Here is a 25,230-nt window from a genome sequence, read left to right on the forward strand (position 1 = left end):
AAGACAAATGTCAGTAAGAAAATTAAAACCAATCACCCCAGGACAGCGTTTTAGAGTAGTAAATGGTTATGACGCCATTACTACTGATAAGCCGGAAAAGAGTTTACTCGTTCCGAATAAAAGGTCTGGTGGTAGAAACAGTCAAGGAAAAATGACCATGCGCTATATTGGTGGTGGTCATAAAAGAAAGTATCGTATTATTGATTTTAAAAGAGACAAAGCAGGAATTCCAGCTGAAGTAGCTTCTATTCAATACGATCCAAACAGAACAGCTTTTATCGCTTTATTGAATTATCAAGATGGTGAGAAAAGATACATTATTGCTCAAAACGGTTTACAGGTTGGGCAAAATGTAGTATCTGGTACAGAAGGTATCGCTCCAGAAATTGGAAATGCTATGCCATTAAGTGAAATTCCATTAGGAACAATTATTTCTTGTGTAGAGTTACGTCCAGGTCAAGGTGCTGTTATGGCACGTAGTGCTGGTGCTTTTGCTCAGTTAATGGCAAGAGATGGTAAATTTGCTACAGTAAAATTACCTTCAGGTGAAACAAGATTAATTCTTGTAAACTGTATGGCTACTGTTGGTGTTGTTTCTAACTCAGATCACCAATTATTAGTAGGTGGTAAAGCGGGTAGAACAAGATGGTTAGGTAGAAGACCACGTACTAGACCAGTAGTAATGAATCCAGTTGATCACCCAATGGGTGGTGGTGAAGGTAAATCTTCAGGTGGACACCCACGTTCTAGAAACGGTGTGCCAGCTAAAGGATACAGAACCCGTTCTAAGACGAAAGCAAGTAATAAATATATTGTAGAACGTAGAAAGAAATAAGACATGGCAAGATCATTAAAAAAAGGACCTTACGTTCATTATAAATTAGAGAAAAAAGTTGCTGTAAATGTTGAAGGAAACAAAAAAACAGTAATCAAAACTTGGTCAAGAGCAAGTATGATTACTCCAGATTTTGTTGGACAAACAATCGCAGTACACAATGGCCGCCAATTTGTACCAGTATACGTTACTGAGAACATGGTAGGACATAAATTAGGAGAATTTTCACCAACACGTTCATTCCGTGGACATGCAGGTGCTAAAAATAAAGGTAAAAAGTAGTAAGCTATGGGAAGTCGTAAAAAACAAATGGCAGACGCTATTAAGGAAGGAAAAAAGCAAGTTGCTTTTGCTAAACTTAATAATTGTCCTACATCACCGAGAAAAATGCGTTTAGTAGCCGATTTAGTAAGAGGTGAAAAAGTAGAAAATGCACTTAATATCTTAAAATTCAACCAAAAAGAAGCATCTGGTCGTTTAGAGAAATTGTTATTGTCTGCAATTGCAAACTGGCAAGCTAAAAACGAAGAAGGTAACATCGAAGAGGCTGGATTAATAGTAAAAGAGATTAGAGTTGATGGTGGATCTATGTTAAAAAGATTGCGTCCAGCACCTCAAGGTCGTGCACACAGAATTAGAAAACGTTCAAACCACGTAACATTAGTGGTAGGAGCTAAAAATAACACACAAAGCTAAGATAGAAGTATGGGACAAAAAACAAATCCAATCGGAAATCGCTTAGGTATTATCAGAGGATGGGAATCTAACTGGTACGGAGGTAATGATTATGGAGATAAGCTTGCCGAAGACGATAAAATTAGAAAATACGTTCACGCGCGTTTATCTAAAGCTAGTGTTAGTAGAGTAATTATTGAAAGAACTTTAAAACTTGTAACCGTTACTATCACTACTGCTAGACCTGGTATTATTATCGGTAAAGGTGGTCAAGAGGTAGACAAGTTAAAAGAAGAGCTTAAGAAAATTACTGGAAAAGAGGTTCAGATTAACATCTTTGAAATTAAAAGACCTGAACTTGATGCATTTTTAGTAGGATCTAGTATTGCTCGTCAAATTGAAAACAGAATTTCATACAGACGTGCAATCAAAATGGCTATCGCTGCTACAATGCGTATGAATGCTGAAGGAATTAAAATCCAAATTAGTGGTCGTTTAAATGGTGCTGAGATGGCACGTTCTGAACACTACAAAGAAGGACGTATTCCTTTATCAACCTTCAGAGCCGATATTGATTATGCTTTAGTTGAGGCACACACTACTTACGGTAGATTGGGTGTTAAAGTATGGATCATGAAAGGTGAAGTATATGGTAAAAGAGAACTTTCTCCGCTTGTTGGTTTATCTAAGAAGCAAGGAAAAGGTGGAGCCGGAGGACGTGGCGGAAACAGAGATAACAAACCTCGTCGTAGAAAGTAATTTTTTATAAAGTAAAGAAAAATGTTACAGCCTAAAAGAACAAAATTTCGTAAACAGCAAAAAGGACGTATGAAAGGTCTCTCTGGAAGAGGACACCAACTTTCAAACGGAACTTTTGGAATAAAAGCATTAGACGCAACTTTTATAACGTCTCGTCAAATTGAAGCAGCTCGTATTGCCGCTACACGTTACATGAAAAGAGAAGGTCAACTTTGGATTAAAATATTTCCAGACAAGCCGATCACAAAAAAGCCTCTTGAAGTACGTATGGGTAAAGGTAAAGGTGCCGTTGAATATTGGGTAGCCGTTTGTAGACCAGGTCGTGTTTTATTTGAAATAGGTGGTGTGCCTTTAGACGTTGCAAAAGAAGCATTACGTTTAGCAGCACAAAAATTACCTGTTAAAACTAAGTTTTTAATCGCTAGAGATTACGAAGCATAATTTATTTGATATTATGAAACAATCAGAAATTAAAGAATTATCTGTAGCTGAGTTACAAGAGAAACTTAGTGAAACAAAAAAGAGTTATTCAGACCTAAAATTGGCTCATGCAATATCTCCTTTAGAGAATCCAATTCAATTACGTACTGTAAGAAGATCTGTAGCTAGAATTGCGACCGAATTAACTAAAAGAGAATTACAATAATTCTGCCGAAAAGATGGAAACAAGAAATTTAAGAAAAGAACGTATAGGAGTTGTTACTAGTAACAAGATGCAGAAATCAATTGTGGTTTCTGAGGTTAAAAAAGTAAAACACCCTATGTATGGTAAGTTCGTGTTAAAAACTAAGAAATATGTTGCACACGACGAAACGAACGATTGTAATATTGGTGATACTGTAAAGATCATGGAAACAAGACCTTTAAGTAAATCTAAATGTTGGAGATTAGTAGAAATCATAGAAAGAGCTAAATAATTATGTTACAGCAAGAATCAAGATTAAAAGTAGCAGACAATACAGGAGCAAAAGAAGTTTTGGTTATCCGTGTATTGGGAGGTACTAAAAGAAGATACGCTTCTGTTGGAGACAAAATAGTTGTTTCTGTAAAAGATGCAACCCCTAACGGAAACGTTAAGAAAAAAGCAGTTTCTACAGCAGTTGTTGTACGTACCAAGAAGGAAGTAAGAAGACCAGATGGATCTTATATAAGATTTGATGATAATGCTTGTGTATTATTAAACCCAACGGGTGAGATGAGAGGTACACGTGTATTTGGTCCTGTTGCTAGAGAGCTTCGTGATAAACAATTCATGAAGATTGTATCATTAGCACCAGAAGTGCTTTAATACATTAATAAGTAAGATGACAAAGCTTAAAATAAAAACTGGAGATACTGTAAAAGTAATCGCTGGAGATCACAAAGGATCTGAAGGTGTTGTACAAAAAGTATTAATAGAAAAGAACAAAGCGATCGTTGAGGGTGTAAACATGGTTAAGAAACATACTAAACCAAGTGCACAAAACCCTCAAGGAGGAATCGTAGAGAAAGAAGCACCTATTCATATTTCTAACTTATCATTGTTAACTTCAAAAGGAGAAACAACAAGAGTTGGATATAGAGTAGAAGGTGATAAAAAAGTAAGATTTTCAATAAAATCTAATGAAGTAATATAGTTATGGGATATTCACCAAGACTTAAAGAAGAGTATAAAAGCAAAGTAATTGCAGCTCTTACAGACGAATTTGGATATAAGAATGTAATGCAAGTTCCTAAACTTTCTAAGATAGTAATATCTAAAGGTGTTGGAGCAGCTGTTGCAGACAAAAAATTAATTGACTACGCTGTAGAAGAATTAACGACTATATCTGGACAAAAAGCGATTTCTACATTATCTAAAAAGGATGTTGCATCATTTAAATTACGTAAAGGTATGCCTATCGGCGCTAAAGTAACTTTACGTGGTGAAAAAATGTATGAGTTTTTAGACCGTTTAGTAACTTCTGCACTTCCACGTGTAAGAGATTTTAACGGAATTAAAGCTACAGGTTTCGATGGTAGAGGTAATTACAACTTAGGAATTACTGAACAAATCATCTTCCCAGAAATAAACATTGATAAAGTGAACAAAATTTCTGGTATGGATATTACATTTGTAACAACTGCCGAAACTGATAAAGAAGCGAAATCATTATTAACCGAATTAGGATTACCTTTTCAAAAGAACTAAGATATGGCTAAAGAATCAATGAAAGCCCGTGAGGTAAAAAGAGCAAAAACTGTAGCTAAATATGCTGAGAAACGTAAAGCTTTAAAAGAAGCTGGAGATTATGAAGCATTACAAAAGTTACCTAAAAATGCATCTCCTATTCGTCAGCATAATAGATGTAAATTAACAGGTAGACCAAAAGGATACATGAGAACTTTCGGGATCTCTCGTGTAACTTTTAGAGAAATGGCTAACCAAGGTCTTATACCTGGAGTAAGAAAAGCTAGTTGGTAATATTATTTAAATAATCAGATTTTAGGTTCGGCGCAAGGCCGAAAACCAAGATCACAAAATCAATTCATTATGTACTCAGATCCAATTGCGGATTATTTGACAAGAATTAGAAACGCGGTGCGTGCTAACCACAGAGTGGTAGAGATTCCAGCATCTAATTTGAAAAAAGACATAACTAAAATTTTATTCGAACAAGGATATATTTTAAGTTATAAATTTGAAGATTCTTCTGTACAAGGAACTATTAAAATAGCTCTTAAATACAATAAAGAAACTAAAGAACCTGTAATTAAAAAACTTCAAAGAATTAGTACACCAGGTTTACGTAAGTATGCTAGTTCTAAAGATTTACCTCGTATCCTTAACGGACTTGGTATTGCCATCGTTTCAACTTCTCACGGAGTTATGACTGGTAAACAAGCCAAAAGAGATAATGTTGGTGGTGAAGTTTTATGTTACGTTTACTAATTTTAAAACCAGAAAGAAATGTCAAGAATAGGAAATAATCCAGTAGCCATTCCAGAAGGTGTAACAGTTGATGTTAAAGACAACGTTTTAACTGTAAAAGGAAAATTAGGTGAACTAACTCAAAATTTCGACACTGTTGAAATTAAAGTAGAAGAAGGCGATGTTTTAGTAACACGTTCTTCAGATCATAAAGATCAAAAAGCCAAACATGGTTTATACAGATCTTTAGTAAACAATATGATTGAAGGTGTATCTAAAGGATGGACTAAAGAATTAGAATTGGTTGGTGTAGGTTATAGAGCATCTAACCAAGGACAAAAATTAGATTTAGCTTTAGGATTTTCTCATAACATTGTTATGGATATTGCTCCAGAAGTTAAGGTTGAAACCGTTTCTGAAAAAGGTAAAAACCCAATCGTTAAGTTAACATCATTCGATAAACAACTTGTTGGTCAAGTAGCTGCGAAGATCCGTGGATTTAGAAAACCTGAACCTTACAAAGGAAAAGGTATCAAGTTTGTAGGTGAAGAAATTAGAAGAAAAGCAGGTAAATCAGCTTAATAATTAAGTTATGGCATTGACAAAGAACGAAAGAAGACTAAGAATAAAAAACAGAATCCGTAAGGTTGTTTCTGGTACAGAAGCAAAACCACGATTAGCTGTTTATAGAAGTAATAAAGAAATTTATGCTCAATTAGTTGATGATGTAACTGGTAAAACTATCAGTTCAGCATCTTCAAGAGATAAAGACATTAGTGCTGCAAATGCAACTAAATCTGAAGTAGCTAAGTTAGTAGGTAAGGCACTTGCTGAGAAAGCTTTAAAAGCTGGTGTAGAAACAATCTCTTTTGATAGAGGTGGTTACTTATATCACGGTAGAGTTAAATCATTAGCTGAAGGAGCTAGAGAAGCAGGACTTAAATTCTAATATATTATGTTTCAAAAATATAAAAGTGCAGAGTTAGTAAAACCAGGTGGATTAGATCTTAAAGATCGTTTAGTTGGTGTACAGAGAGTTACTAAAGTAACTAAAGGTGGTAGAGCATTTGGTTTTTCAGCAATTGTAGTAGTTGGTGATGAAGCAGGTGTTGTAGGACAAGGTTTAGGAAAATCTAAAGATGTTGCTAGTGCAATTGCAAAAGCAGTAGAAGATGCTAAGAAAAACCTTGTGAGAATTCCTATTATTAAAGGAACTTTACCACATGAGCAAAAAGGTAAATACGGTGGAGCTAGAGTTAATATTATTCCTGCTGCTCCTGGTACAGGAGTTATCGCTGGTGGTGCTGTAAGAACAGTGTTAGAAGCCGTTGGTGTACACGATGTATTATCTAAATCTCAAGGATCGTCAAACCCTCATAACGTAGTAAAAGCAACTTTTGATGCTTTATTACAATTAAGAGATGCAAACGTAATCGCTAAAGATAGAGGTATTTCACTTGAACAAGTTTTTAACGCTTAATAAAGACAGAAATGGCAAAGATTAAAGTAACAAAAGTTAAAAGCGCAATCAATCGTCCGCTAAGACAAAAGAGAACTTTAGAAGCTCTAGGTCTTAAAAAGATTGGTCAAGTAAAAGAGCATGAAGCTACACCAAATATACTTGGTATGGTTGCTAAAGTTTCACATTTAGTTTCTGTTCAAGAAGCTTAAAAATATAAACTGAAAAATGGATTTAAGTAATTTAAAACCTGCAGAAGGTTCAGTAAAAACCCAAGGGAAAAGAATAGGTAGAGGACAAGGTTCTGGTAAAGGTGGTACTGCTACACGTGGTCACAAAGGAGCTAAGTCACGTTCTGGTTATTCTAAAAAGCTAGGATTTGAAGGAGGGCAAATGCCACTTCAAAGACGTGTACCTAAGTTTGGTTTTACAAACATTAACCGTGTTGAATATCAAGGTATCAACTTAGATACTTTACAACAATTGGTTGATGATAAGAAGATTGGAGAAACTGTTGATTTTGAAACTTTATTCACAAACCGTTTAGTCGGTAAAAATGACCTTGTTAAAATTTTAGGTCGTGGTGAATTAAAATCAAAATTAAAAGTGTCTGCTCATAAGTTTACTGCTTCAGCAAAAGCTGCTATTGAAGCTGCTGGCGGAGAAGCTGTAACTATATAATACTCATTTTAAGTATGAAATTTATAGAATCAATTAAGAATGTTTGGAAAATAGAAGAACTAAGAAATAGAATCGTAGTTACACTCGGTTTGTTATTAGTTTATCGTTTTGGTGCTCAAGTAGTATTACCAGGTATAGATGCCGCTCAATTGGAAGGTTTAGCTGATAAAACAGACGGTGGTTTGTTAGGTTTGCTTAATGCCTTTACAGGAGGTGCATTTGCTAATGCTTCGGTTTTCGCTCTAGGTATCATGCCTTACATTTCTGCTTCTATTGTGGTTCAACTAATGGGTATTGCCATTCCTTATTTGCAAAAACTGCAAAAAGAAGGCGCTAGTGGTCAGAAGAAAATTAACCAAATTACACGTTGGTTAACTATTGCTATCTGTTTACTACAAGCGCCTGGTTATTTAGCAAGTTTACCTGCATTAGGTATTCCTCAAAGCGCGTTTTTATTAGGGACAGGACCATTATTCTATTTCTCTTCAGTATCAATCTTAGTAACGGGATGTATTTTCGCTATGTGGTTGGGAGAGAAAATTACCGATAAAGGTATTGGTAATGGTATTTCTTTATTAATTATGGTTGGTATCATTGCTACTTTACCTCAAGCATTTTTACAAAATGCAGCTACCAGATTAGAAGGTGGTGGAAACGGTGGTTTAATGATGGTATTAATTGAATTTGTTATCTGGTTTGTAATCATTTTAGCAGCAATTATGCTTGTAATGGGCGTTAGAAAAATTGCTGTACAGTATGCTAGAAGAACAGCATCTGGTGGTTATGAGAAAAGTGCTATGGCAGGTTCAAGACAGTATATCCCTTTAAAGCTTAATGCTTCTGGGGTTATGCCAATCATTTTCGCTCAGGCTATTATGTTTGTTCCAGGTTTAATTGGTGGATCTTCTTTCTTAAAGGAAACTGCTACTGGTGCTTGGTTACAAACTAACTACTCTGATATGTTTGGGTTTGTTTATAACCTTACATTTGCTTTATTGATTATTGTATTTACATACTTTTATACAGCAATTACGGTTCCTACAAATAAAATGGCCGACGATTTAAAACGTAGTGGAGGTTTCATTCCAGGCATACGTCCTGGATCTGAGACATCAGATTATCTAGATAAGATCATGTCCCAAATTACCTTACCAGGTTCTATCTTTTTAGCACTTATCGCTATCTTCCCTGCACTTATTGTTAAGTTAATGGGAGTTCAGCAAGGTTGGGCTTTATTTTTCGGAGGAACGTCGTTATTAATTATGGTTGGAGTTGCAATAGACACGATGCAACAAATAAATTCTTATTTGTTGAATAGACACTATGATGGTTTGATGAAGACAGGTAAAAATAGAAAAGCAGTAGCTTAATTATTATACTATGGCAAAACAAGCAGCAATAGAACAAGACGGAACAATTATAGAAGCATTATCTAATGCGATGTTTCGTGTTGAATTAGAAAATGGTCACATTGTGACTGCCCATATCTCAGGTAAAATGCGTATGCATTACATTAAATTATTACCAGGAGATAAAGTAAAATTAGAAATGAGTCCTTACGATTTAAGTAAGGCTCGAATAACTTATAGATACTAATACGATGAAAGTAAGAGCTTCAGTTAAAAAGAGAAGTGCAGATTGTAAAATCGTGCGTAGAAAAGGTAGACTTTACGTGATAAACAAAAAGAATCCTAGATTTAAACAAAGACAAGGTTAATAATTAGATAAGAGCCATTAGTGAAAAAGTAGTTAGATGAGAATCTGTTCGAAATAGAAATGTTTAGGATTCTAACAACTAAAAACTAACAGCTAAAAACTAAAAGAATATGGCAAGAATTGCAGGTGTAGACATACCAAAAAACAAAAGAGGTGTTATATCATTAACTTATATCTACGGAATAGGTAGAAGTAGAGCTAAAGAAATTTTAGAAACTGCTAAAGTTGATGAAAGCACAAAAGTTCAAGATTGGACAGACGATCAAATTAGTAACATTCGTGAAGCTGTTGGTAGTTTTACTATCGAAGGTGAATTACGTTCTGAAACGCAATTAAATATTAAGCGTTTAATGGATATCGGATGTTATAGAGGTATTCGTCATAGAGCTGGACTTCCATTAAGAGGTCAACGTACTAAAAACAACTCTAGAACAAGAAAAGGTAGAAGAAAAACTGTTGCTAACAAGAAAAAAGCAACTAAGTAATAATTAAAACAGTCATTAGTTCATTAGTATTTGGACGTTAGAAGAATCTGCTTGAAATGTTATAGTTTAGGATTCCAATAACTAAAAGCTAGCAACTAAAAACTAAAAGAATATGGCAAAAACAAGCACAAAAAAACGTAAAGTTATTGTAGAGTCTGTTGGTGAAGCTCACGTAACAGCATCATTCAATAACATTATCATTTCCCTTACTAATAAAAAAGGAGACGTAATTTCATGGTCTTCTGCTGGTAAAATGGGATTTAGAGGTTCTAAGAAAAACACACCTTATGCTGCTCAATTAGCTGCTGAAGATGCTGCTGCTGTAGCTCAAGAAGCTGGGTTAAAAAAGGTAAAGGTTTATGTTAAAGGACCTGGAAATGGTAGAGAATCTGCTATCCGTTCAATCCATAATGCAGGAATTGAAGTAACAGAAATAATCGATGTTACTCCATTACCACATAATGGTTGTCGTCCTCCTAAAAGAAGAAGAGTTTAATCTTTTTCTCTTTAGAGACTTAAATAAAGCAAATCAAAAATTAATATCACCTACATGCTAGGTGATATTAATTTTTTGTGTACATTTGCAAACTGAAAAAAAACAAGTATCAACGGGAGATCAAGAGATTATCGAAGGATAAGATTAAGACCTTAATTCATAATCACTCCCTTAATTAAATTTATTATGGCAAGATATACTGGTCCTAAAACTAAAATAGCTCGTAAATTTGGCGAAGCTATCTTCGGAGATGACAAATCTTTCGAAAAAAGAAATTACCCTCCTGGGCAACACGGAAACAACAGAAGACGTGGTAAGAAATCTGAATACGCAATTCAATTAGAAGCTAAACAAAAAGCAAAATATACTTATGGTATTTTAGAGCGTCAGTTTAGAGGATTGTTTAAAAAAGCGAGAGCTGCTCAAGGTATTACAGGTGAAGTATTACTTCAATTATGTGAGTCTAGATTAGATAACGTAGTATTCAGAATGGGTATTGCTCCAACTAGAAGCGGTGCAAGACAATTAGTTTCTCACAGACATATTACTGTAAATGGAGAAATTGTAAACATTCCATCTTACCAATTACAAGCTGGTGATGTTGTTGCCGTTCGTGAAAAGTCTAAATCTCTTGAAGCTATCGAAAGATCTCTTTCTAACGCTAGTACTGTTTACGAGTGGATTACTTGGAACAACGATACAAAACAAGGAACTTACGTTTCTGTACCACAAAGAATTCAAATTCCAGAAAACATAAACGAACAGTTTATCGTCGAATTATATTCTAAATAATAAATTAACCATATTGGTATTTGGCCAAAGGGTTTATTCGTCTTTCTTCAAACTTATAAACCGCGCAACTAAATAACAATTAAAACGAAGAAACAAAATGGCAGTATTTAATTTTCAAAAGCCCGACAAAGTAATCATGATCGATTCTACTGATTTCGAAGGAAAATTCGAATTCAGACCTCTAGAACCTGGTTATGGTCTTACAGTTGGTAATGCATTAAGAAGAGTATTATTATCTTCTTTAGAAGGATTTGCAATCACTTCAGTAAGAATTGAAGGTGTAGATCATGAATTTTCAGCTATTTCTGGCGTTGTAGAAGATGTTACAGAAATTATCTTAAACTTAAAACAAGTACGTTTTAAGAGACAAATTGATGATATTGATAATGAATCAATTTCAATTTCAATCTCTGGTCAAGATAGAATTACAGCTGGCGATTTTCAGAAATTTATTTCAGGATTTCAAGTGTTAAACACAGAATTAGTGATCTGTAATTTAGATCCTAAAGTGAACTTTAACATGGAAATCACGATTGAAAAAGGTAGAGGATATGTTCCTGCTGAAGAAAACAAAAAAGCTTCTGCACCAATTGGAACAATCTTTACAGATTCAATTTACACACCAATAAAAAACGTTAAGTATAGTATTGAAAACTATCGTGTTGAGCAAAAAACTGATTATGAAAAATTAGTTTTTGAAATCATTACCGATGGTTCAATTTCTCCGCAAGACGCTTTAACTGAAGGTGCTAAAACTTTGATTCACCACTTTATGTTATTCTCTGATGAGCGTATCACTTTAGAGGCTGATGAAATTGCACAAACTGAAACTTATGATGAAGAATCACTTCACATGAGACAGTTGCTTAAAACGAAGTTAATCGATATGGATTTATCTGTACGTGCGCTTAATTGTTTAAAAGCTGCTGAAGTTGATACTTTAGGTGACTTAGTATCATTCAATAAAAATGATTTAATGAAATTCAGAAACTTTGGTAAAAAATCTTTAACAGAGCTTGAAGAGCTTGTTAATGTTAAAGGTCTTAATTTCGGAATGGATTTAAGTAAATATAAATTAGATAAAGACTAAGAAGTTTATTCGGGGTATCCCATTTAAGTTTCTAATTTATCAACAAATAATTATTAACGACTCATAATTTGCTCTCCAAAACGGATCTGGTAGCAAGATGATGTCAAATTTAAAATGTCATGAGACACGGAAAAAAAGTAAACCACTTAGGTAGAAAAACAGCACATAGAAAAGCTATGTTAGCTAATATGGCTTGTTCTTTAATCGAGCACAAGCGTATTAATACTACTGTTGCTAAAGCAAAGGCTTTGAAACAATTTGTTGAGCCAATGATTACTAAATCTAAAGTTGATAGCACGCATAACAGACGTATTGTTATGGCTAGCCTTAGACAAAAAGATGCAGTAACTGAATTATTCAGAGAAGTAGCTGTAAAAATCGCTGACAGACCAGGAGGTTATACTAGAATTATCAAATTAGGTAATCGTTTAGGTGATAACGCTGATATGGCGATGATAGAATTAGTTGATTACAACGAAATCTACAACGCTGATAAAGCTAAGAAGAAAACAACAAGAAGAAGTAGAAGAGGTGGTTCTAAACCAGCTGAAACGGCTCCTGTTGAAACTAAAGCTTCAAACGAAGAGGAATAATAGATGTTGATAAGCATTTAAAATATAAAGGATAAACTATTTTAGTTTATCCTTTTTTTTGCGCAATTTTGTAAAACTTTTTTCCTGAGCACTCAGGAAGCTCATAAGAATAATATGAAATATCAAAAAAGACAAAAAGCCATCCTTCTTTTAGCAGATGGCACCATTTTTCACGGTAAGGCAGTAGGTAATAAACAAGGAACTTCATTTGGTGAGGTTTGTTTTAATACAGGAATGACTGGTTACCAAGAAATTTTTACAGATCCTTCTTATTACGGACAATTAATGGTAGCTACAAATGCTCATATTGGAAACTACGGTACCAATGCAGAGGAAGTGGAGTCTGATTCCATTAAAATTGCTGGGTTAATTGTTAAAAACTTTAGCTATGAATACTCAAGAGTAGATGCCGATGGTTCTCTAGAAGCGTTTTTAGATAAAAACAACTTATTAGCTATTTCTGATGTTGATACGCGTGCTTTAGTAAGTTATATTCGTGACAATGGCGCTATGAACGCGGTTATTTCAACCGAAGTTGACAATATTGAAGGTCTTAAGAAACAATTAGCAGAAGTTCCTAATATGGAAGGTCTTGAGTTAGCTTCTAAAGTATCAACCAAAGAACCTTATTATTACGGTGATGAAAATGCTACATACAAAGTAGCTGCTTTAGATATTGGTATTAAAAAGAACATTTTAAGAAACATTGCCAAACGTGATGTTTACATTAAAGTATTTCCATATAATGCTTCTTTCGCTGATTTAGAGGCTTTTAATCCTGATGGTTACTTCCTATCTAACGGTCCTGGTGATCCAGAGCCTTTAGTTGAAGCTCAAGAAGTGGCTAAAGAAATCATTAAAAGAAACTTACCTTTATTTGGTATCTGCTTAGGGCATCAAATTATAGCACGTGCTAATGGAGTTTCTACCTATAAAATGCACAATGGACATAGAGGGATTAACCACCCAGTAAAAAACATGATTACTGGTAAAGGTGAAATAACGTCTCAAAATCATGGTTTTGCTGTGAATAGAGAAGAGGCTGAAGCGCATCCAGATTTAGAAGTTACTCATGTTCACCTAAACGACAATACGGTTGCTGGTTTAGCAATGAAGAGCAAAAACTGTTTCTCGGTTCAGTATCACCCAGAGGCTAGTCCTGGCCCTCATGATTCTGATTATCTTTTCGATCAGTTTATAGAAAACATCAAAAAATAAAACTTTTAAACCCCTTTAATTACTTGCAATTAAAGGGGTTTTCTTTTACTAAAACGTTGTAGAGATTTTTCTGTTAATTTCTTTTGAATTTTGTCTAGAAAAACAAGATTTAGCCGTAAATTTGAAATAATATAAAGTTTTAAAATAAAGCAATTATGAGTATTATAATCAATGTCCACGCTAGACAAATTTTAGATTCAAGAGGTAATCCAACTGTTGAAGTTGATGTCGTAACAGAAAACAATATTTTAGGTAGAGCTGCTGTACCATCAGGAGCATCAACAGGAGAGCATGAAGCTGTAGAATTACGTGATGGTGGAGATACTTACATGGGTAAAGGTGTTCTTAAAGCTGTAGATAATGTAAACTCTATAATTGCTGAAGAACTTTTAGGAGTATCTGTTTTTGAACAAAATCTTATCGATAAAATTATGATCGATTTAGATGGTACTGCAAATAAATCTAAATTAGGTGCTAACGCTATTCTTGGTGTTTCTTTAGCTGTTGCTAAAGCTGCTGCTAACGAGTTAAACATGCCTTTATATAGATATGTAGGTGGTGTTTCTGCCAATACATTACCAGTACCAATGATGAATATCATTAATGGTGGTTCTCACTCTGATGCGCCTATCGCATTTCAAGAGTTTATGATCATGCCTGTGAAAGCTAAAAACTTCACACATGCTATGCAAATGGGTACTGAGATTTTCCATAACCTTAAAAAAGTATTACACGACAGAAACTTAAGTACTGCCGTAGGTGATGAAGGTGGTTTTGCTCCAAACTTAGCTGGAGGTACAGAAGATGCTTTAGATACTATTGCAAAAGCTGTTGAAAATGCTGGATACAAATTCGGTGATGAAGTGAAAATTGCATTAGATTGTGCATCAGCTGAATTTTTTGTTGATGGTAAATATGATTACAAGAAATTTGAAGGAGATACAGGTGTTGTAAGAACTTCTAAAGAACAAGCAGAATATTTAGCTGAATTAGTTGGAAAATATCCTATCATTTCTATTGAAGATGGTATGGATGAAAACGACTGGGAAGGTTGGGCTTATTTAACTGAGTTAATTGGAGATAAAGTTCAATTAGTAGGTGATGATTTATTCGTTACCAACGTAGAGCGTTTATCACGTGGTATCGATGAAGGTATTGCTAATTCAATCCTTATTAAAGTAAACCAAATTGGTTCTTTAACAGAAACTATTGCTGCTGTAAATATGGCTAAGAATGCTGGATATACTTCAGTAATGTCTCACCGTTCTGGAGAAACAGAAGATAACACTATTGCCGATTTAGCTGTTGCATTAAACTGTGGTCAAATTAAAACAGGTTCTGCATCACGTAGTGACCGTATGGCAAAGTACAATCAATTATTAAGAATTGAAGAAGAATTAGGAGATGTTGCTTATTTTCCTCAAGAAAAGGCTTTTAAAATAAAGTAAAATTTAATTTCTTTGAAGTATAGATAAAAAAGCGATTATTATTTTAATAATCGCTTTTTTATTTAACATCTATTTTGTCAATTTCCTAATTGATGAAAACATTCTAAATAATCTTTCTAAATAAGGCGATATATTTCTTAAATTAGCGTTCCGCAAAAATAAATTAAACTCACATTATAGTATGGCAGATAAAGCTACCATTGATATTGATGGTAAAAAATATGAATTTCCTTTAGTAAAAGGAACAGAAAATGAAGTAGCAATTGATATTACAAAATTAAGAGCCGCAACTGAAGGCGTAATCACTATAGATCCAGGCTATAAAAATACTGGTGCTTGTGAAAGTGCAATCACGTTTTTAGATGGTGAAAAAGGAATTTTAAGATATCGTGGTTATTCAATTGATGAAGTAGCTGAAAATGCAGATTTCCTAGAAGTAGCGTACTTATTGATTTTTGGTGAGCTACCTACAAAAGAACAAAACAAAAAATTTCACGATGATATTAAGGCTGAGTCTTATGTAGACGAAGATGTAAAGAAAATTATTGAAGCTTTCCCTAAATCGGCTCACCCGATGGGAATTATTTCTTCTTTAACAAGTGCATTAACAGCTTTCAACCCATCTTCAGTAAATGTAGAATCTGAGGAAGACATGTACAAGTCTGTAGTTAGACTTTTAGGTAAAATGCCTGTACTTGTAGCTTGGACTTACAGAAAAAAGGCTGGTTTACCGTTAGATTACGGTGATAACTCATTAGGTTATGTAGAGAATATCTTAAAAATGATGTTCAAAAAACCTAACGGTGAGTATATTCAAAATAAAGTGTTAGTTGATGCTTTAGATAAGTTATTAATCTTACACGCCGATCACGAACAAAACTGTTCTACATCTACCGTTAGAATCGTAGGGTCGTCTCACGCAGGTTTATTTGCTTCTATTTCAGCTGGTATTTCAGCATTATGGGGACCTCTTCATGGTGGTGCTAACCAAGCAGTACTTGAAATGCTTGAAGCTATCCAAAACGATGGTGGCGATACGAAGAAATACATGGCTAAAGCTAAAGATAAAAACGATCCTTTCCGTTTAATGGGATTCGGACACCGTGTTTACAAAAACTTCGATCCGCGTGCTAGAATCATTAAAAAAGCAGCCGACGACGTATTAAGTCAGTTAGGTATTGAAGATCCAATCTTAAGCATTGCAGAAGGTTTAGAGCAAGAGGCTTTAAAAGACCAATATTTTGTTGATAGAAAATTATATCCTAATGTAGATTTCTATTCAGGAATCATTTACAGAGCTATGGGTATCCCAACCGATATGTTTACGGTTATGTTTGCAATCGGGCGTTTACCAGGATGGATTGCTCAATGGAGAGAAATGCGTCTTAAAAAAGAACCTATTGGAAGACCAAGACAAATTTACACTGGAGCAACCGAAAGAAAATTCGTTCCAGAGGAAGAAAGATAATACAGAATTATTACTATATAAGGTTAAGTTTCACAGTTTTCTGTGAAACTTTTCTTTTTTATAAGAATATCTTTAAAAATCATACCGAAACCTTGCAATTATTACTAGTTTTGAACCTTTAAAATTAATCTGTTTTTTTGGTTTAGTATATGTTGAAATTAAATATTCAAAACGAAACATCTAGACTGCGTGCCGTTGTATTGGGTACAGCAGAAAGTAATGGTGCGATTCCTAAAGTTGAAGAGTGCTACGACCCAAAAAGTATTGAACATGTGAAAGCGGGTACTTATCCTAAGGAAGAGGACATGATTCGCGAGATGGAGGAGGTTGCGGCAGTGTTTAAAAAGTATGATGTTACGGTTTATAGACCTGAAATAATTAATAATTGCAATCAGATTTTCTCCAGAGACATTGCTTTTGTTATTGAAGATAAAATTATCAAATCCAACATATTACCTAACAGGGAGGAAGAAGTTGAAGCCATACAATACTTATGGAATCAAATCGATCCAGAAAATAGAATCATTCTTCCTGATGAATGCCATGCTGAAGGTGGCGATGTTATCCCTTGGAATGACTATATTTTTATAGGAACTTACAGTGGGTCTAATTACCCTGATTTAATTACGGCAAGAACCAACCTTGATGCTGTAATTGCCATTCAAGAGTTATTTCCGTATAAAACGGTGAAATCATTTGAACTTCGCAAGTCGAATACCAATGCAAAAGAAAATGCTTTACATTTAGATTGTTGTTTTCAGCCTATCGGACATGATAAAGCCATTCTGCATAAAAATGGATTTCTAATTGAAAGTGAATATGAGTGGTTAGTCGATTTCTTCGGAAAAGAAAACATCTTTGAAATTACAAAACAAGAAATGTACGATATGAATAGTAATGTCTTCTCTATTTCAGAAGAGGTTATTATTTCAGAAAAAAGCTTTACACGACTCAATACTTGGTTACGAAACCAAGGCTTTACTGTTGAAGAAGTTTCATATAGCGAAATAAGCAAACAAGAAGGACTATTACGTTGTTCTACCTTACCTTTAATTAGAGATTGATTACAATACCAGATATCATGCAGCAAATTACAAACACGATTTTAATGATTCGTCCCGTAAATTTTAGGATGAATGAACAAACAGCTGTTAATAATTATTATCAGCAGGTTTTAGATAATACACTTCCTGAAACGGTTAATTTAAAAGCGCAGCAAGAGTTTGATGCCTATGTTGAAAAGCTGCAAAGTGTAGGTGTCGAGGTTATTGTTGTCAATGATAATACCGAAACCGATACCCCCGATGCCTTATTTCCTAATAATTGGATTTCATTTCATGAAAATGGTGATGTAGGTCTGTATCCTATGTTTGCTGAAAACAGACGTTTAGAACGCCGTGAGGATGTTTTAGATATTATAGAAAGTAAAGGTTTTGAAATTAATAATGTGGTTGATTATACCAGTGCCGAAGAGGATGAGATTTTCCTTGAAGGCACAGGAAGTTTAATTCTAGATCGTGTTAATCGTAAAGCTTATTGCGGACTTTCAGCAAGAGCAGATGAGGATTTATTTATCGAGTTTTGTGAAGACTTTGAATATACTCCCGTTGTTTTTACAGCTTTTCAAACTGTAAATAATCAGCGTAAGGCTATTTATCATACCAATGTGATGATGAGTATTGGTGAAACTTTTGCTATAGTTTGTTTAAGTAGTATCGACGATAAAAAAGAACGTAAAGCCTTGGTGAAACATCTTAAGGAAGATGGAAAGGAAATTATAGATATTACAGAAGACCAGGTTATAAATTTCGCTGGTAACATGTTGCAAGTTAAAGGGGCTAACGACACTTCTTATCTTGTGATGAGTCAGTCGGCCTATAATTCCTTAACAGCATCTCAAATTTCAACCATAGAAAAACATACCAAGATTTTATCAAGTTCATTAGATACTATTGAAGCCTGCGGTGGAGGTAGTGCTCGCTGTATGATGGCAGAAGTATTCTTGCCAAAAGTTAAGTAGGTTATGTTTAGGCATTGTATTAAAAGCTGTTAATCGAAGTACTGCGCTGTTTTATTCTCATTGTTTTTCATATATTAGAACTTATAACTGTTTTTAAAACAGGTTGTTAAGTTTTTAGATGAAAGCAGGAGCAGTAAACATATCAAAGATAACCAATGCTATAACCACTTCACAGCAGCCAGATAGTTATGCGGTATGCTGGATTAAAAATGAAGTGATGGATGTTGAAATAGATAACGTTTTCTATGAAAATGTATCCAATTCTATCTTTTTCTTAACCCCCAATTGTCACTGGAAAATCATTAAAACTGACCAAACTTCGCATGCGGGTTATATGCTTTATTTGTCCAGAGAAATTTTAAATCATCCACAACTTAGTAATCTTCATATTAATCAAGTAAGACTCTTTAGTCAGGGAGAAATACCTTTGTTTAAACTAAGCCCTGGAATTGAGTTGCGTACTCAAGCCATTCTAGAAATGATTGACGAGCTTTTAGGTTCCCAACTCAACCATAAAAATGAAGCCATTCTTTCCTTATTGAATACCTTTTTTGTGTATTGCGACGGGCAGTGCAATATTAAATCTGCGATTTCTAATAACAATGCTAAAGCTAATGTGGTGTATAGTTATAAAAAAATGGTGGATAAGTATATTTTCAAATATCATGATGTTGCCGAGTACGCTCAACTTCTAAATATTTCTCCAAAGTATCTTAACGAATGTGTGAAAGGCGTTCTTGGAGTAGGGGCCAAGCATATTATTATCGAACAATTGCTTATGCGCTCTCGGCACGCCCTAAAATTTTCTAATAAATCGATTAAAGAAATTAGTTTTGAATTAGGCTTTTCTTCTCCAGACTACTTTAGTTGTTTTTTTAAAACTCATACGGCAACAACACCTTCAGCTTTAAGAAAAAGCTAAGGCTAAGCATAAAGTGTTACGCCTAAATTCTAAGTATTTACCGTGATTTTCACATTGCTATGGCTCTATTTTAATTCTAATTTGCAATAAAATTAGAGTTATGAAAAGAAAAGCATTTTTAGTGAAATCGGGGGCAGGTCTAGGATTTGCCTTATTTCCAAGTTTGGTACAATGCCAATCTCAAACCCTTAAAACGAATCAAGTTACCCCTGTCCCATCTAAAATTATTAAGGATGAAGAAGGAGTGGTTTTAAATGTGATTGGTGATATTCAAACGCATAAATTAACAGGTAGCGATACAGGAAATCAAATTGTTGAATGGGTGGATAACGTCGAACCTGGAGTAGGTATTCCTCCGCACACCCATAACAGGGAAGATGAGATATTTCGTGTTATTCAAGGTCAAGTTGAAATTACCGTAGATGGTAAAACTTCAGTATTAAGTTCTGGAGATACGGCTTTTGCACCAAAAAATATACCTCATTCATGGAAGGTTGTCGGGACAGAAAAGGCTAAAATGATTACATCGGCTTTTCCTGCAGGCATTGAGTTTATGTTTCAGGAACTTGCAGACTTACCTCCAGGACCACCAAATTTTGAAAAAGTAGCAGAAATCTGTGCCAACTATGAAGTTTACTTTGTTTAAAAATTGAAGTTATACGGGTTGCGATTTAGGAAGTTGTACAAAAAAGGTACTCCCAATTTGTGGTGTACTTTCTACCCAAATTTTGCCATGATTTAAATCGATTAATTCTTTACAAATGGAAAGTCCTAATCCGGTGCCTTTTTCATTATCGGTTCCTAAGGTAGAGAATGAACTTTCCTTAAAAAGCTTGCTTAAGTTTTCTTTGGAGATGCCAACGCCAGAGTCTGCAATACTGATAATGCAACATCCATTGTTGATGTGATTGGTTATAGTTATTGTATCGCCTTTTTTGCAGAATTTAAGGGCATTAGCCAATAGGTTCTGAATTACAATTTCAATCATGCTTTTATCTGCGTAAGCAAAATCTTTTATAGAACGATTAACGAGAGTTATGCCTTTGTTTTCCAAGCGCTGTTCTATAAGTTTAATTTTACTATTAAAAACTTCTTGAACATCAAACAAAGTAGGTTTAGGGTCTAGTGATTGCATCTGAGATTTAGACCAATTGAGTAAGTTAAAAAGGAGTAAAGAAGCATTGTTGGCATTTTCACTCAACTCCGGAATTAAATTGTCAAATTCTTCCCGGGACAACGAACCGTCTTTAAGTAAGTCAATGAAACCATTTATAGATGAAAGTGAGTCGCGTAAATCGTGAGAAACAATAGAAAAGAGCTTGTCTTTTACATTATTAACACTTTCTAAATGTTTAGTTTGTTGGGAAAAGGCTTCGTTTTGTAAGGCAATGCTAAGGTTTTTCTCTTCTAACTCTTGAGTGTATTTAATGTTGTTATTTCGTTTCAAATAGGAGAACACTAAAAATATAGACACCAATACTAAGGCGCCGACCACACTGTATAAAGACATTTTAAGTCTTTCGGTGTTTTCTTTAGATTCAGAAAGCATGCTTACAACAACCTCAGGTGTTGAAATATTCTCAACTAAGCTGTGCGGTTCATGTTCGATATGGCTTAAAGGTTTGTATAAACGTTCTTTTTGGATGGCTTTTTCTTCGTTAAGTTTAGCATTTAATTCATAGTAAGCTCGCTGCCATTCAAAAGCTTTGGTGAATCGGTTTCTGGTAGAATCGAGAGCTTTTAATAGTTTATAAAGTTTCAGTAATTCAAATTCATTTGTGGTAGTTTCAGCCGCGTTACGCGCTTCTGTTAAATGGGTATCTGCTTCCGATAACTTGTTTTGTCTCAAATTTAAATCCCCAAGGTTATTCAATGTTATTAATAAATCTTCCTTGTTTTCTTTTGAGGTATTGATGGCATAAGCTTCATTCAGATATTTTGAGGCTTTTTCATAGTCGTTAAATTCAAGGTATTCAGCGCTTATTCTGGGGTAAATGTGCCCTAAAATGGAATCGTTGGAGCTGTGGTTGTCTATAATATTTTCGTAAATTTCTATAGCTTTTCGATGCTCTTTTCTGCTAGCATACAGTTCGGCTAAAGTGCTTTTTGTTTTATAGATAGCCTGTTCATCGTTAAGTGACTCCTGAACTTCTAGTGTTTTTATATAAAATTCGATGGCTTTGTCGGTAGCTCCAATACTATTGTAGGCCTGGGCCAGATTGCTGTAAGCTAAATTGAGTTCGGCTTTGAGATGCCTTTTTTCTAATTCTCTTATAGCTGAATGCGAAAAAGACATGCCTTTAGAAAAATGACCCCTTTTAATTTCGATTAATCCAATACTGTTGTTCACTTTAGCAATGCCCAAGGTGTCTTTAAGGCCTTCGAATAATTGTTTCGATTTTTCGTAGCCACTTATGGCATTGATATAATCGTTCTTTTGGGCATAAATCAAGGCTTTATAATAGGCCATATTGGCAATGCCTTTTTTGTGATCTAATTTTTGACACAACTTTTCGCTCGCAAGGATGTATTTGAAGGCACGGTCATATGCGTTAATATCGTAAAGCGATTCAACGAGTTTAAGCGAGATGTCTACTTTTAAGGAATCTTGATCTTGAAAAGCTAATTGCAGGGCAAGACTTTCTATGTCATTGGATTGAGAAGTTCCAATACTAATAGATAGCATCATTAAAATGGAAAATAATAATCGCCTCATATTGCATGTCAATTACCACTAAAATAATGCTATAAACGAGGTCTTAGATTTGAGGAAAATAAGACAGCTTTATTTAGCTGTAATTGTAAAAAATTTACATTGATTTTCAATCAATTGATAATAATAGCTTTACTTAACAAATGTTGCAAAAAGGGTTCTTAAAATCTAATTTTTAGGATTTATTACCAAATAATTAGTTGAAGTGGATGATAACTTGATATTTAATCCTTTTTCATATATAAATGGTCGAAAATTTAGTACATAAGTTGTAAGAAATATAAAAAATGTAAGCTGTTTTATACCGTGGCACGATGTGGCAGTTGTAGATGTTAGGGTCTCATTTTTGTATGGGAAGGTTTTTCGTTTTTAGCAGAAAAACTTGCTATCTTTGCTGGCTTAAAAAGACACTAGAATGAACCTTCAGGATACTTTATCAAAATACGTTAAACAAGCGGTAAAAGCAGATTTTAATATTGACTTAGAAACGGTTGAATTTCAAGCAACAAGAAAAGAGTTTGCTGGAGATATCACCGTAGTTATCTTTCCGATGTTGAGATTTATTAAAGGTAATCCTGTGCAAATAGGTGAAACTATTGGGCAGTATCTGGTTAAGGAAGTTGCCGATGTTAAGGCTTTTAATGTGGTTAAAGGGTTTTTAAATGTTGAAATTAACGATTCATATTATATGAGTTTTTTCAACGGTATAAAACAAGACGAACGTTTCGGACTGGTTTTACCTAATCCTGACGAGAAAGCTATAATGGTGGAGTATTCTTCTCCTAATACCAATAAACCACTGCATTTAGGTCATATTCGAAATAATTTATTAGGGTATAGTGTTGCTGAAATTTTAAAAGCTTCAGGAAAAAAAGTATATAAAACACAAATTATAAACGATCGTGGTATTCATATTTGTAAAAGTATGTTGGCATGGAATCGTTTTGGAAATGGTGAAACTCCAGAAAGTACCGGGTTGAAAGGCGATAAATTAGTAGGGAACTACTATGTGAAATTCGACCAAGAATATAAAAAGGAAATCGAAACTTTAGTGGCTCAAGGTGAAACTTTAGAAGACGCTAAAAAGAAAGCTCCTATTTTATTAGAAGCTCAAGACATGCTTTTAAAATGGGAGTCTGGAGATGAAGAGGTGGTAGCGCTTTGGGAAAAAATGAACAACTGGGTTTATGATGGATTTGATATCACATACAAAGATTTAGGTGTTGATTTTGATAGCCTATATTATGAAAGTAACACCTATTTATTAGGAAAGGAATTTGTTGAACAAGGATTAAATTCGGGCGTTTTTCATAAGGAAGAAGATGGTTCTGTATGGTGCGATTTAACCGATGAAGGTTTGGATAAAAAAATCGTTCAGCGTGCCGATGGTACGGCAGTTTACATGACTCAGGATATTGGTACGGCCATTCAACGTATAAAAGATTTTCCAGATGTAGGCGGTATGGTTTACACCGTTGGAAACGAGCAAGATTACCATTTTCAAGTGTTATTTTTAATTCTGAAGAAACTTGGTTTCGAATGGGCAAAAAATCTATACCATCTAAGTTATGGTATGGTTGATTTACCTAGCGGAAAAATGAAAAGTAGAGAAGGAACTGTTGTTGATGCCGACGATTTAATTGCTGATATGGCTAATACTGCCGAAGAAATCTCTGAAGAATTAGGAAAACTAGATGGTTACTCTGAAGCAGAGAAAAAAGAGCTTTATAAAATTATAGGCTTAGGCGCTTTAAAATATTATATCTTAAAAGTAGACCCTAAAAAACGTATTCTTTTTGACCCAAAAGAGTCTATCGATTTTCAAGGGAACACAGGGCCTTTTATTCAGTATACCTATGCGAGAATTCAATCGATTTTAAGAAAAGCCGATGTGGATACTCAACTGAATTTAGAAGATATGACGCTACACGCTAAAGAGAAAGCCCTTCTTAAACAACTACAGTTATTCCCTGAAGTTGTTCAAAATGCAGCCGATAATTATAGCCCAGCCATTATTGCTAATTTCACATATGACTTGGTTAAAGAGTTCAATTCATTTTATCAAAACGTTTCAATTTTAGGAGCCGATAACGAAAACGAGAAAACCCTTAGAATCCAATTGTCAAATAGCGTTGCTAATACTATTAAAAACGGATTTCATCTGTTAGGGATTCAAGTGCCAGAACGCATGTAATTACTCTATTTTCTCATGGAGGGCTATGGCGGTTATCCAACCTTCAATTCCGGTTGGAGTACTCGAAATAAGTTCGCCTGTTCGTGAGCTGTTTTGGTTAATTTCATTAAGGTTAGATACCGTAACGAGTTTGTTTTCTACAAATGATAAACAATAGGTGCCAGAGGTTTCTACGGTGTTTATAGGAGTTTCAGATTTTGAAGTTAAATTCAGTTTAACAATGGGTCCCGTTTCAGCATAACGCAAATAATATAGCAAGTTCTCGCTAATGGCAATATCCGAAATATTTAAAGCTGTGTTTTCAGTTTGAATACTTTCTACTACGGTGCCATTTTTCATAATTTTATGTATGGCATTCTCACTCGAATAATAAATGTATTCATCTTGTATGGCTAGACCTTCAGTAATAATATTTGGGATTTCAGATAGCACATCGCCGCTTACAGGATCGAGCTGATAAATGGATTCGTTCTCACCAATGCCGCCAACCCAAAGTGACGCGCCGTCGTAGGCCAAAGCATGTGGTGACTGTAACCCTTTAGGAAGTTTTAGTTCCACTTCTATGGCGCCAGTTTGTTCGTTATAAAGGTAAATACCTGGTTTTTGATAGTTTTTATGTGTTAAAATCCACCATTTATAGGTGGCCGTTAAATGCATGTCACTTCCTTGTCCTTCCAAGTCATCAGGGACATTTCTATTACAGCTAGAGCATAAAATCACCAACAGTGTAAAAGGGATTATTATCTTAAAAATTTTCATGTAGGCTATTCTTAAAT

At 34.5% G+C, this 25,230-nt stretch carries 35 protein-coding genes; 33 read left to right on the forward strand and 2 right to left on the reverse strand.

Annotated elements, in window-relative coordinates:
• Window positions 1-7 precede the first annotated feature (7 nt).
• From rplB to A6I66_RS07945, 32 genes are all read left to right on the forward strand, one after another.
• Complete coding sequence (rplB, locus tag A6I66_RS07795; protein WP_067147340.1) at window positions 8-835, forward strand: 50S ribosomal protein L2; 828 nt, start codon at window positions 8-10, stop codon at window positions 833-835.
• 3 nt (window positions 836-838) lie between these two features.
• Window positions 839-1,117: a 30S ribosomal protein S19 gene (rpsS, locus tag A6I66_RS07800; protein ID WP_067147342.1), complete on the forward strand. Its 279-nt coding sequence runs from the start codon at window positions 839-841 to the stop codon at window positions 1,115-1,117.
• A 6-nt stretch (window positions 1,118-1,123) separates the two neighbouring features.
• A complete protein-coding gene (rplV, locus tag A6I66_RS07805; RefSeq protein ID WP_067147344.1) occupies window positions 1,124-1,531 on the forward strand; it encodes a 50S ribosomal protein L22 in 408 nt (135 codons plus the stop codon).
• Between the two features lie 9 nt (window positions 1,532-1,540).
• Window positions 1,541-2,269, forward strand: coding sequence for a 30S ribosomal protein S3 (gene rpsC / locus A6I66_RS07810; RefSeq protein ID WP_067147346.1), 729 nt, complete (start codon window positions 1,541-1,543; stop codon window positions 2,267-2,269).
• A 21-nt stretch (window positions 2,270-2,290) separates the two neighbouring features.
• The gene (rplP, locus tag A6I66_RS07815) at window positions 2,291-2,710 is read left to right on the forward strand and encodes a 50S ribosomal protein L16 (protein WP_067147348.1); all 420 of its coding nucleotides are present in this window, start codon (window positions 2,291-2,293) and stop codon (window positions 2,708-2,710) included.
• Between the two features lie 13 nt (window positions 2,711-2,723).
• Window positions 2,724-2,915 (forward strand): 50S ribosomal protein L29, encoded by a 192-nt coding sequence (rpmC, locus tag A6I66_RS07820; RefSeq protein ID WP_067147350.1) that lies wholly within the window; start codon window positions 2,724-2,726, stop codon window positions 2,913-2,915.
• 13 nt (window positions 2,916-2,928) lie between these two features.
• Window positions 2,929-3,186 carry a 30S ribosomal protein S17 gene (gene rpsQ, locus A6I66_RS07825; RefSeq protein WP_054729566.1) on the forward strand — a complete coding sequence of 86 codons (258 nt, stop codon included), beginning with the start codon at window positions 2,929-2,931 and terminating at the stop codon, window positions 3,184-3,186.
• A 2-nt stretch (window positions 3,187-3,188) separates the two neighbouring features.
• Window positions 3,189-3,557 (forward strand): 50S ribosomal protein L14, encoded by a 369-nt coding sequence (gene rplN, locus A6I66_RS07830; protein WP_067147352.1) that lies wholly within the window; start codon window positions 3,189-3,191, stop codon window positions 3,555-3,557.
• A gap of 16 nt (window positions 3,558-3,573) precedes the next feature.
• Window positions 3,574-3,885: a 50S ribosomal protein L24 gene (gene rplX / locus A6I66_RS07835; protein ID WP_067147354.1), complete on the forward strand. Its 312-nt coding sequence runs from the start codon at window positions 3,574-3,576 to the stop codon at window positions 3,883-3,885.
• 2 nt (window positions 3,886-3,887) lie between these two features.
• Window positions 3,888-4,439, forward strand: coding sequence for a 50S ribosomal protein L5 (gene rplE / locus A6I66_RS07840; RefSeq protein WP_067147356.1), 552 nt, complete (start codon window positions 3,888-3,890; stop codon window positions 4,437-4,439).
• Between the two features lie 3 nt (window positions 4,440-4,442).
• Window positions 4,443-4,712, forward strand: a complete 270-nt coding sequence (gene rpsN / locus A6I66_RS07845; RefSeq protein WP_040278732.1) for a 30S ribosomal protein S14 — start codon at window positions 4,443-4,445, stop codon at window positions 4,710-4,712.
• A 69-nt stretch (window positions 4,713-4,781) separates the two neighbouring features.
• On the forward strand, window positions 4,782-5,180 hold the full coding sequence (rpsH, locus tag A6I66_RS07850; RefSeq protein WP_067147358.1) for a 30S ribosomal protein S8: 399 nt from the start codon (window positions 4,782-4,784) through the stop codon (window positions 5,178-5,180).
• Window positions 5,181-5,198: 18 nt separating this feature from the next.
• Entirely contained in the window at window positions 5,199-5,741 is a 543-nt protein-coding gene (rplF, locus tag A6I66_RS07855) for a 50S ribosomal protein L6 (RefSeq protein ID WP_067147361.1), read from the forward strand.
• A 10-nt stretch (window positions 5,742-5,751) separates the two neighbouring features.
• On the forward strand, window positions 5,752-6,108 hold the full coding sequence (gene rplR / locus A6I66_RS07860; protein ID WP_067147364.1) for a 50S ribosomal protein L18: 357 nt from the start codon (window positions 5,752-5,754) through the stop codon (window positions 6,106-6,108).
• A gap of 6 nt (window positions 6,109-6,114) precedes the next feature.
• The gene (rpsE, locus tag A6I66_RS07865) at window positions 6,115-6,639 is read left to right on the forward strand and encodes a 30S ribosomal protein S5 (RefSeq protein ID WP_067147371.1); all 525 of its coding nucleotides are present in this window, start codon (window positions 6,115-6,117) and stop codon (window positions 6,637-6,639) included.
• A gap of 11 nt (window positions 6,640-6,650) precedes the next feature.
• Complete coding sequence (rpmD, locus tag A6I66_RS07870) at window positions 6,651-6,830, forward strand: 50S ribosomal protein L30 (RefSeq protein ID WP_067147374.1); 180 nt, start codon at window positions 6,651-6,653, stop codon at window positions 6,828-6,830.
• 16 nt (window positions 6,831-6,846) lie between these two features.
• Window positions 6,847-7,299 carry a 50S ribosomal protein L15 gene (gene rplO / locus A6I66_RS07875; protein WP_067147377.1) on the forward strand — a complete coding sequence of 151 codons (453 nt, stop codon included), beginning with the start codon at window positions 6,847-6,849 and terminating at the stop codon, window positions 7,297-7,299.
• A 14-nt stretch (window positions 7,300-7,313) separates the two neighbouring features.
• Window positions 7,314-8,669: a preprotein translocase subunit SecY gene (gene secY, locus A6I66_RS07880; protein ID WP_067147380.1), complete on the forward strand. Its 1,356-nt coding sequence runs from the start codon at window positions 7,314-7,316 to the stop codon at window positions 8,667-8,669.
• A gap of 10 nt (window positions 8,670-8,679) precedes the next feature.
• Window positions 8,680-8,895: a translation initiation factor IF-1 gene (infA, locus tag A6I66_RS07885; protein WP_028289261.1), complete on the forward strand. Its 216-nt coding sequence runs from the start codon at window positions 8,680-8,682 to the stop codon at window positions 8,893-8,895.
• A 4-nt stretch (window positions 8,896-8,899) separates the two neighbouring features.
• Entirely contained in the window at window positions 8,900-9,016 is a 117-nt protein-coding gene (gene ykgO / locus A6I66_RS16480; RefSeq protein ID WP_013305171.1) for a type B 50S ribosomal protein L36, read from the forward strand.
• A gap of 109 nt (window positions 9,017-9,125) precedes the next feature.
• Complete coding sequence (gene rpsM, locus A6I66_RS07890) at window positions 9,126-9,500, forward strand: 30S ribosomal protein S13 (RefSeq protein ID WP_067147384.1); 375 nt, start codon at window positions 9,126-9,128, stop codon at window positions 9,498-9,500.
• Window positions 9,501-9,612: 112 nt separating this feature from the next.
• Entirely contained in the window at window positions 9,613-9,996 is a 384-nt protein-coding gene (gene rpsK, locus A6I66_RS07895; RefSeq protein WP_067147387.1) for a 30S ribosomal protein S11, read from the forward strand.
• Window positions 9,997-10,182: 186 nt separating this feature from the next.
• Window positions 10,183-10,788, forward strand: coding sequence for a 30S ribosomal protein S4 (gene rpsD, locus A6I66_RS07900; RefSeq protein ID WP_067147390.1), 606 nt, complete (start codon window positions 10,183-10,185; stop codon window positions 10,786-10,788).
• Between the two features lie 97 nt (window positions 10,789-10,885).
• Complete coding sequence (locus tag A6I66_RS07905; protein WP_067147393.1) at window positions 10,886-11,878, forward strand: DNA-directed RNA polymerase subunit alpha; 993 nt, start codon at window positions 10,886-10,888, stop codon at window positions 11,876-11,878.
• Window positions 11,879-11,997: 119 nt separating this feature from the next.
• On the forward strand, window positions 11,998-12,471 hold the full coding sequence (gene rplQ, locus A6I66_RS07910; protein WP_067147397.1) for a 50S ribosomal protein L17: 474 nt from the start codon (window positions 11,998-12,000) through the stop codon (window positions 12,469-12,471).
• A 114-nt stretch (window positions 12,472-12,585) separates the two neighbouring features.
• Entirely contained in the window at window positions 12,586-13,689 is a 1,104-nt protein-coding gene (carA, locus tag A6I66_RS07915) for a glutamine-hydrolyzing carbamoyl-phosphate synthase small subunit (RefSeq protein ID WP_067147400.1), read from the forward strand.
• A 155-nt stretch (window positions 13,690-13,844) separates the two neighbouring features.
• A complete protein-coding gene (gene eno / locus A6I66_RS07920) occupies window positions 13,845-15,137 on the forward strand; it encodes a phosphopyruvate hydratase (protein ID WP_067147403.1) in 1,293 nt (430 codons plus the stop codon).
• Window positions 15,138-15,318: 181 nt separating this feature from the next.
• Window positions 15,319-16,605 (forward strand): citrate synthase, encoded by a 1,287-nt coding sequence (locus A6I66_RS07925; RefSeq protein WP_067147406.1) that lies wholly within the window; start codon window positions 15,319-15,321, stop codon window positions 16,603-16,605.
• 149 nt (window positions 16,606-16,754) lie between these two features.
• Complete coding sequence (locus tag A6I66_RS07930; protein WP_067147409.1) at window positions 16,755-17,669, forward strand: dimethylarginine dimethylaminohydrolase family protein; 915 nt, start codon at window positions 16,755-16,757, stop codon at window positions 17,667-17,669.
• Between the two features lie 17 nt (window positions 17,670-17,686).
• Window positions 17,687-18,625: a citrulline utilization hydrolase CtlX gene (gene ctlX / locus A6I66_RS07935; RefSeq protein WP_067147412.1), complete on the forward strand. Its 939-nt coding sequence runs from the start codon at window positions 17,687-17,689 to the stop codon at window positions 18,623-18,625.
• A gap of 118 nt (window positions 18,626-18,743) precedes the next feature.
• Entirely contained in the window at window positions 18,744-19,547 is an 804-nt protein-coding gene (locus tag A6I66_RS07940) for a helix-turn-helix domain-containing protein (RefSeq protein ID WP_067147415.1), read from the forward strand.
• Between the two features lie 100 nt (window positions 19,548-19,647).
• Complete coding sequence (locus tag A6I66_RS07945; RefSeq protein ID WP_067147418.1) at window positions 19,648-20,193, forward strand: cupin domain-containing protein; 546 nt, start codon at window positions 19,648-19,650, stop codon at window positions 20,191-20,193.
• Window positions 20,194-20,202: 9 nt separating this feature from the next.
• Here the strand turns inward: A6I66_RS07945 and A6I66_RS07950 are convergent, their stop codons facing one another.
• On the reverse strand, window positions 20,203-22,263 hold the full coding sequence (locus A6I66_RS07950; RefSeq protein WP_067147421.1) for a tetratricopeptide repeat-containing sensor histidine kinase: 2,061 nt from the start codon (window positions 22,261-22,263) through the stop codon (window positions 20,203-20,205).
• 412 nt (window positions 22,264-22,675) lie between these two features.
• Here A6I66_RS07950 and argS point away from each other — a divergent pair, with 412 nt between their 5' ends.
• Window positions 22,676-24,454, forward strand: coding sequence for an arginine--tRNA ligase (gene argS, locus A6I66_RS07955; protein ID WP_067147424.1), 1,779 nt, complete (start codon window positions 22,676-22,678; stop codon window positions 24,452-24,454).
• Here argS and A6I66_RS07960 read toward each other — a convergent pair whose 3' ends face one another.
• On the reverse strand, window positions 24,455-25,213 hold the full coding sequence (locus A6I66_RS07960) for a DUF5050 domain-containing protein (RefSeq protein ID WP_157614136.1): 759 nt from the start codon (window positions 25,211-25,213) through the stop codon (window positions 24,455-24,457). It lies immediately after the preceding gene.
• Between the last annotated feature and the right edge of the window lie 17 nt (window positions 25,214-25,230).

The sequence above is a fragment of the Pseudotamlana agarivorans genome (genome assembly GCF_001642835.1).
GTDB lineage: Bacteria > Bacteroidota > Bacteroidia > Flavobacteriales > Flavobacteriaceae > Pseudotamlana > Pseudotamlana agarivorans.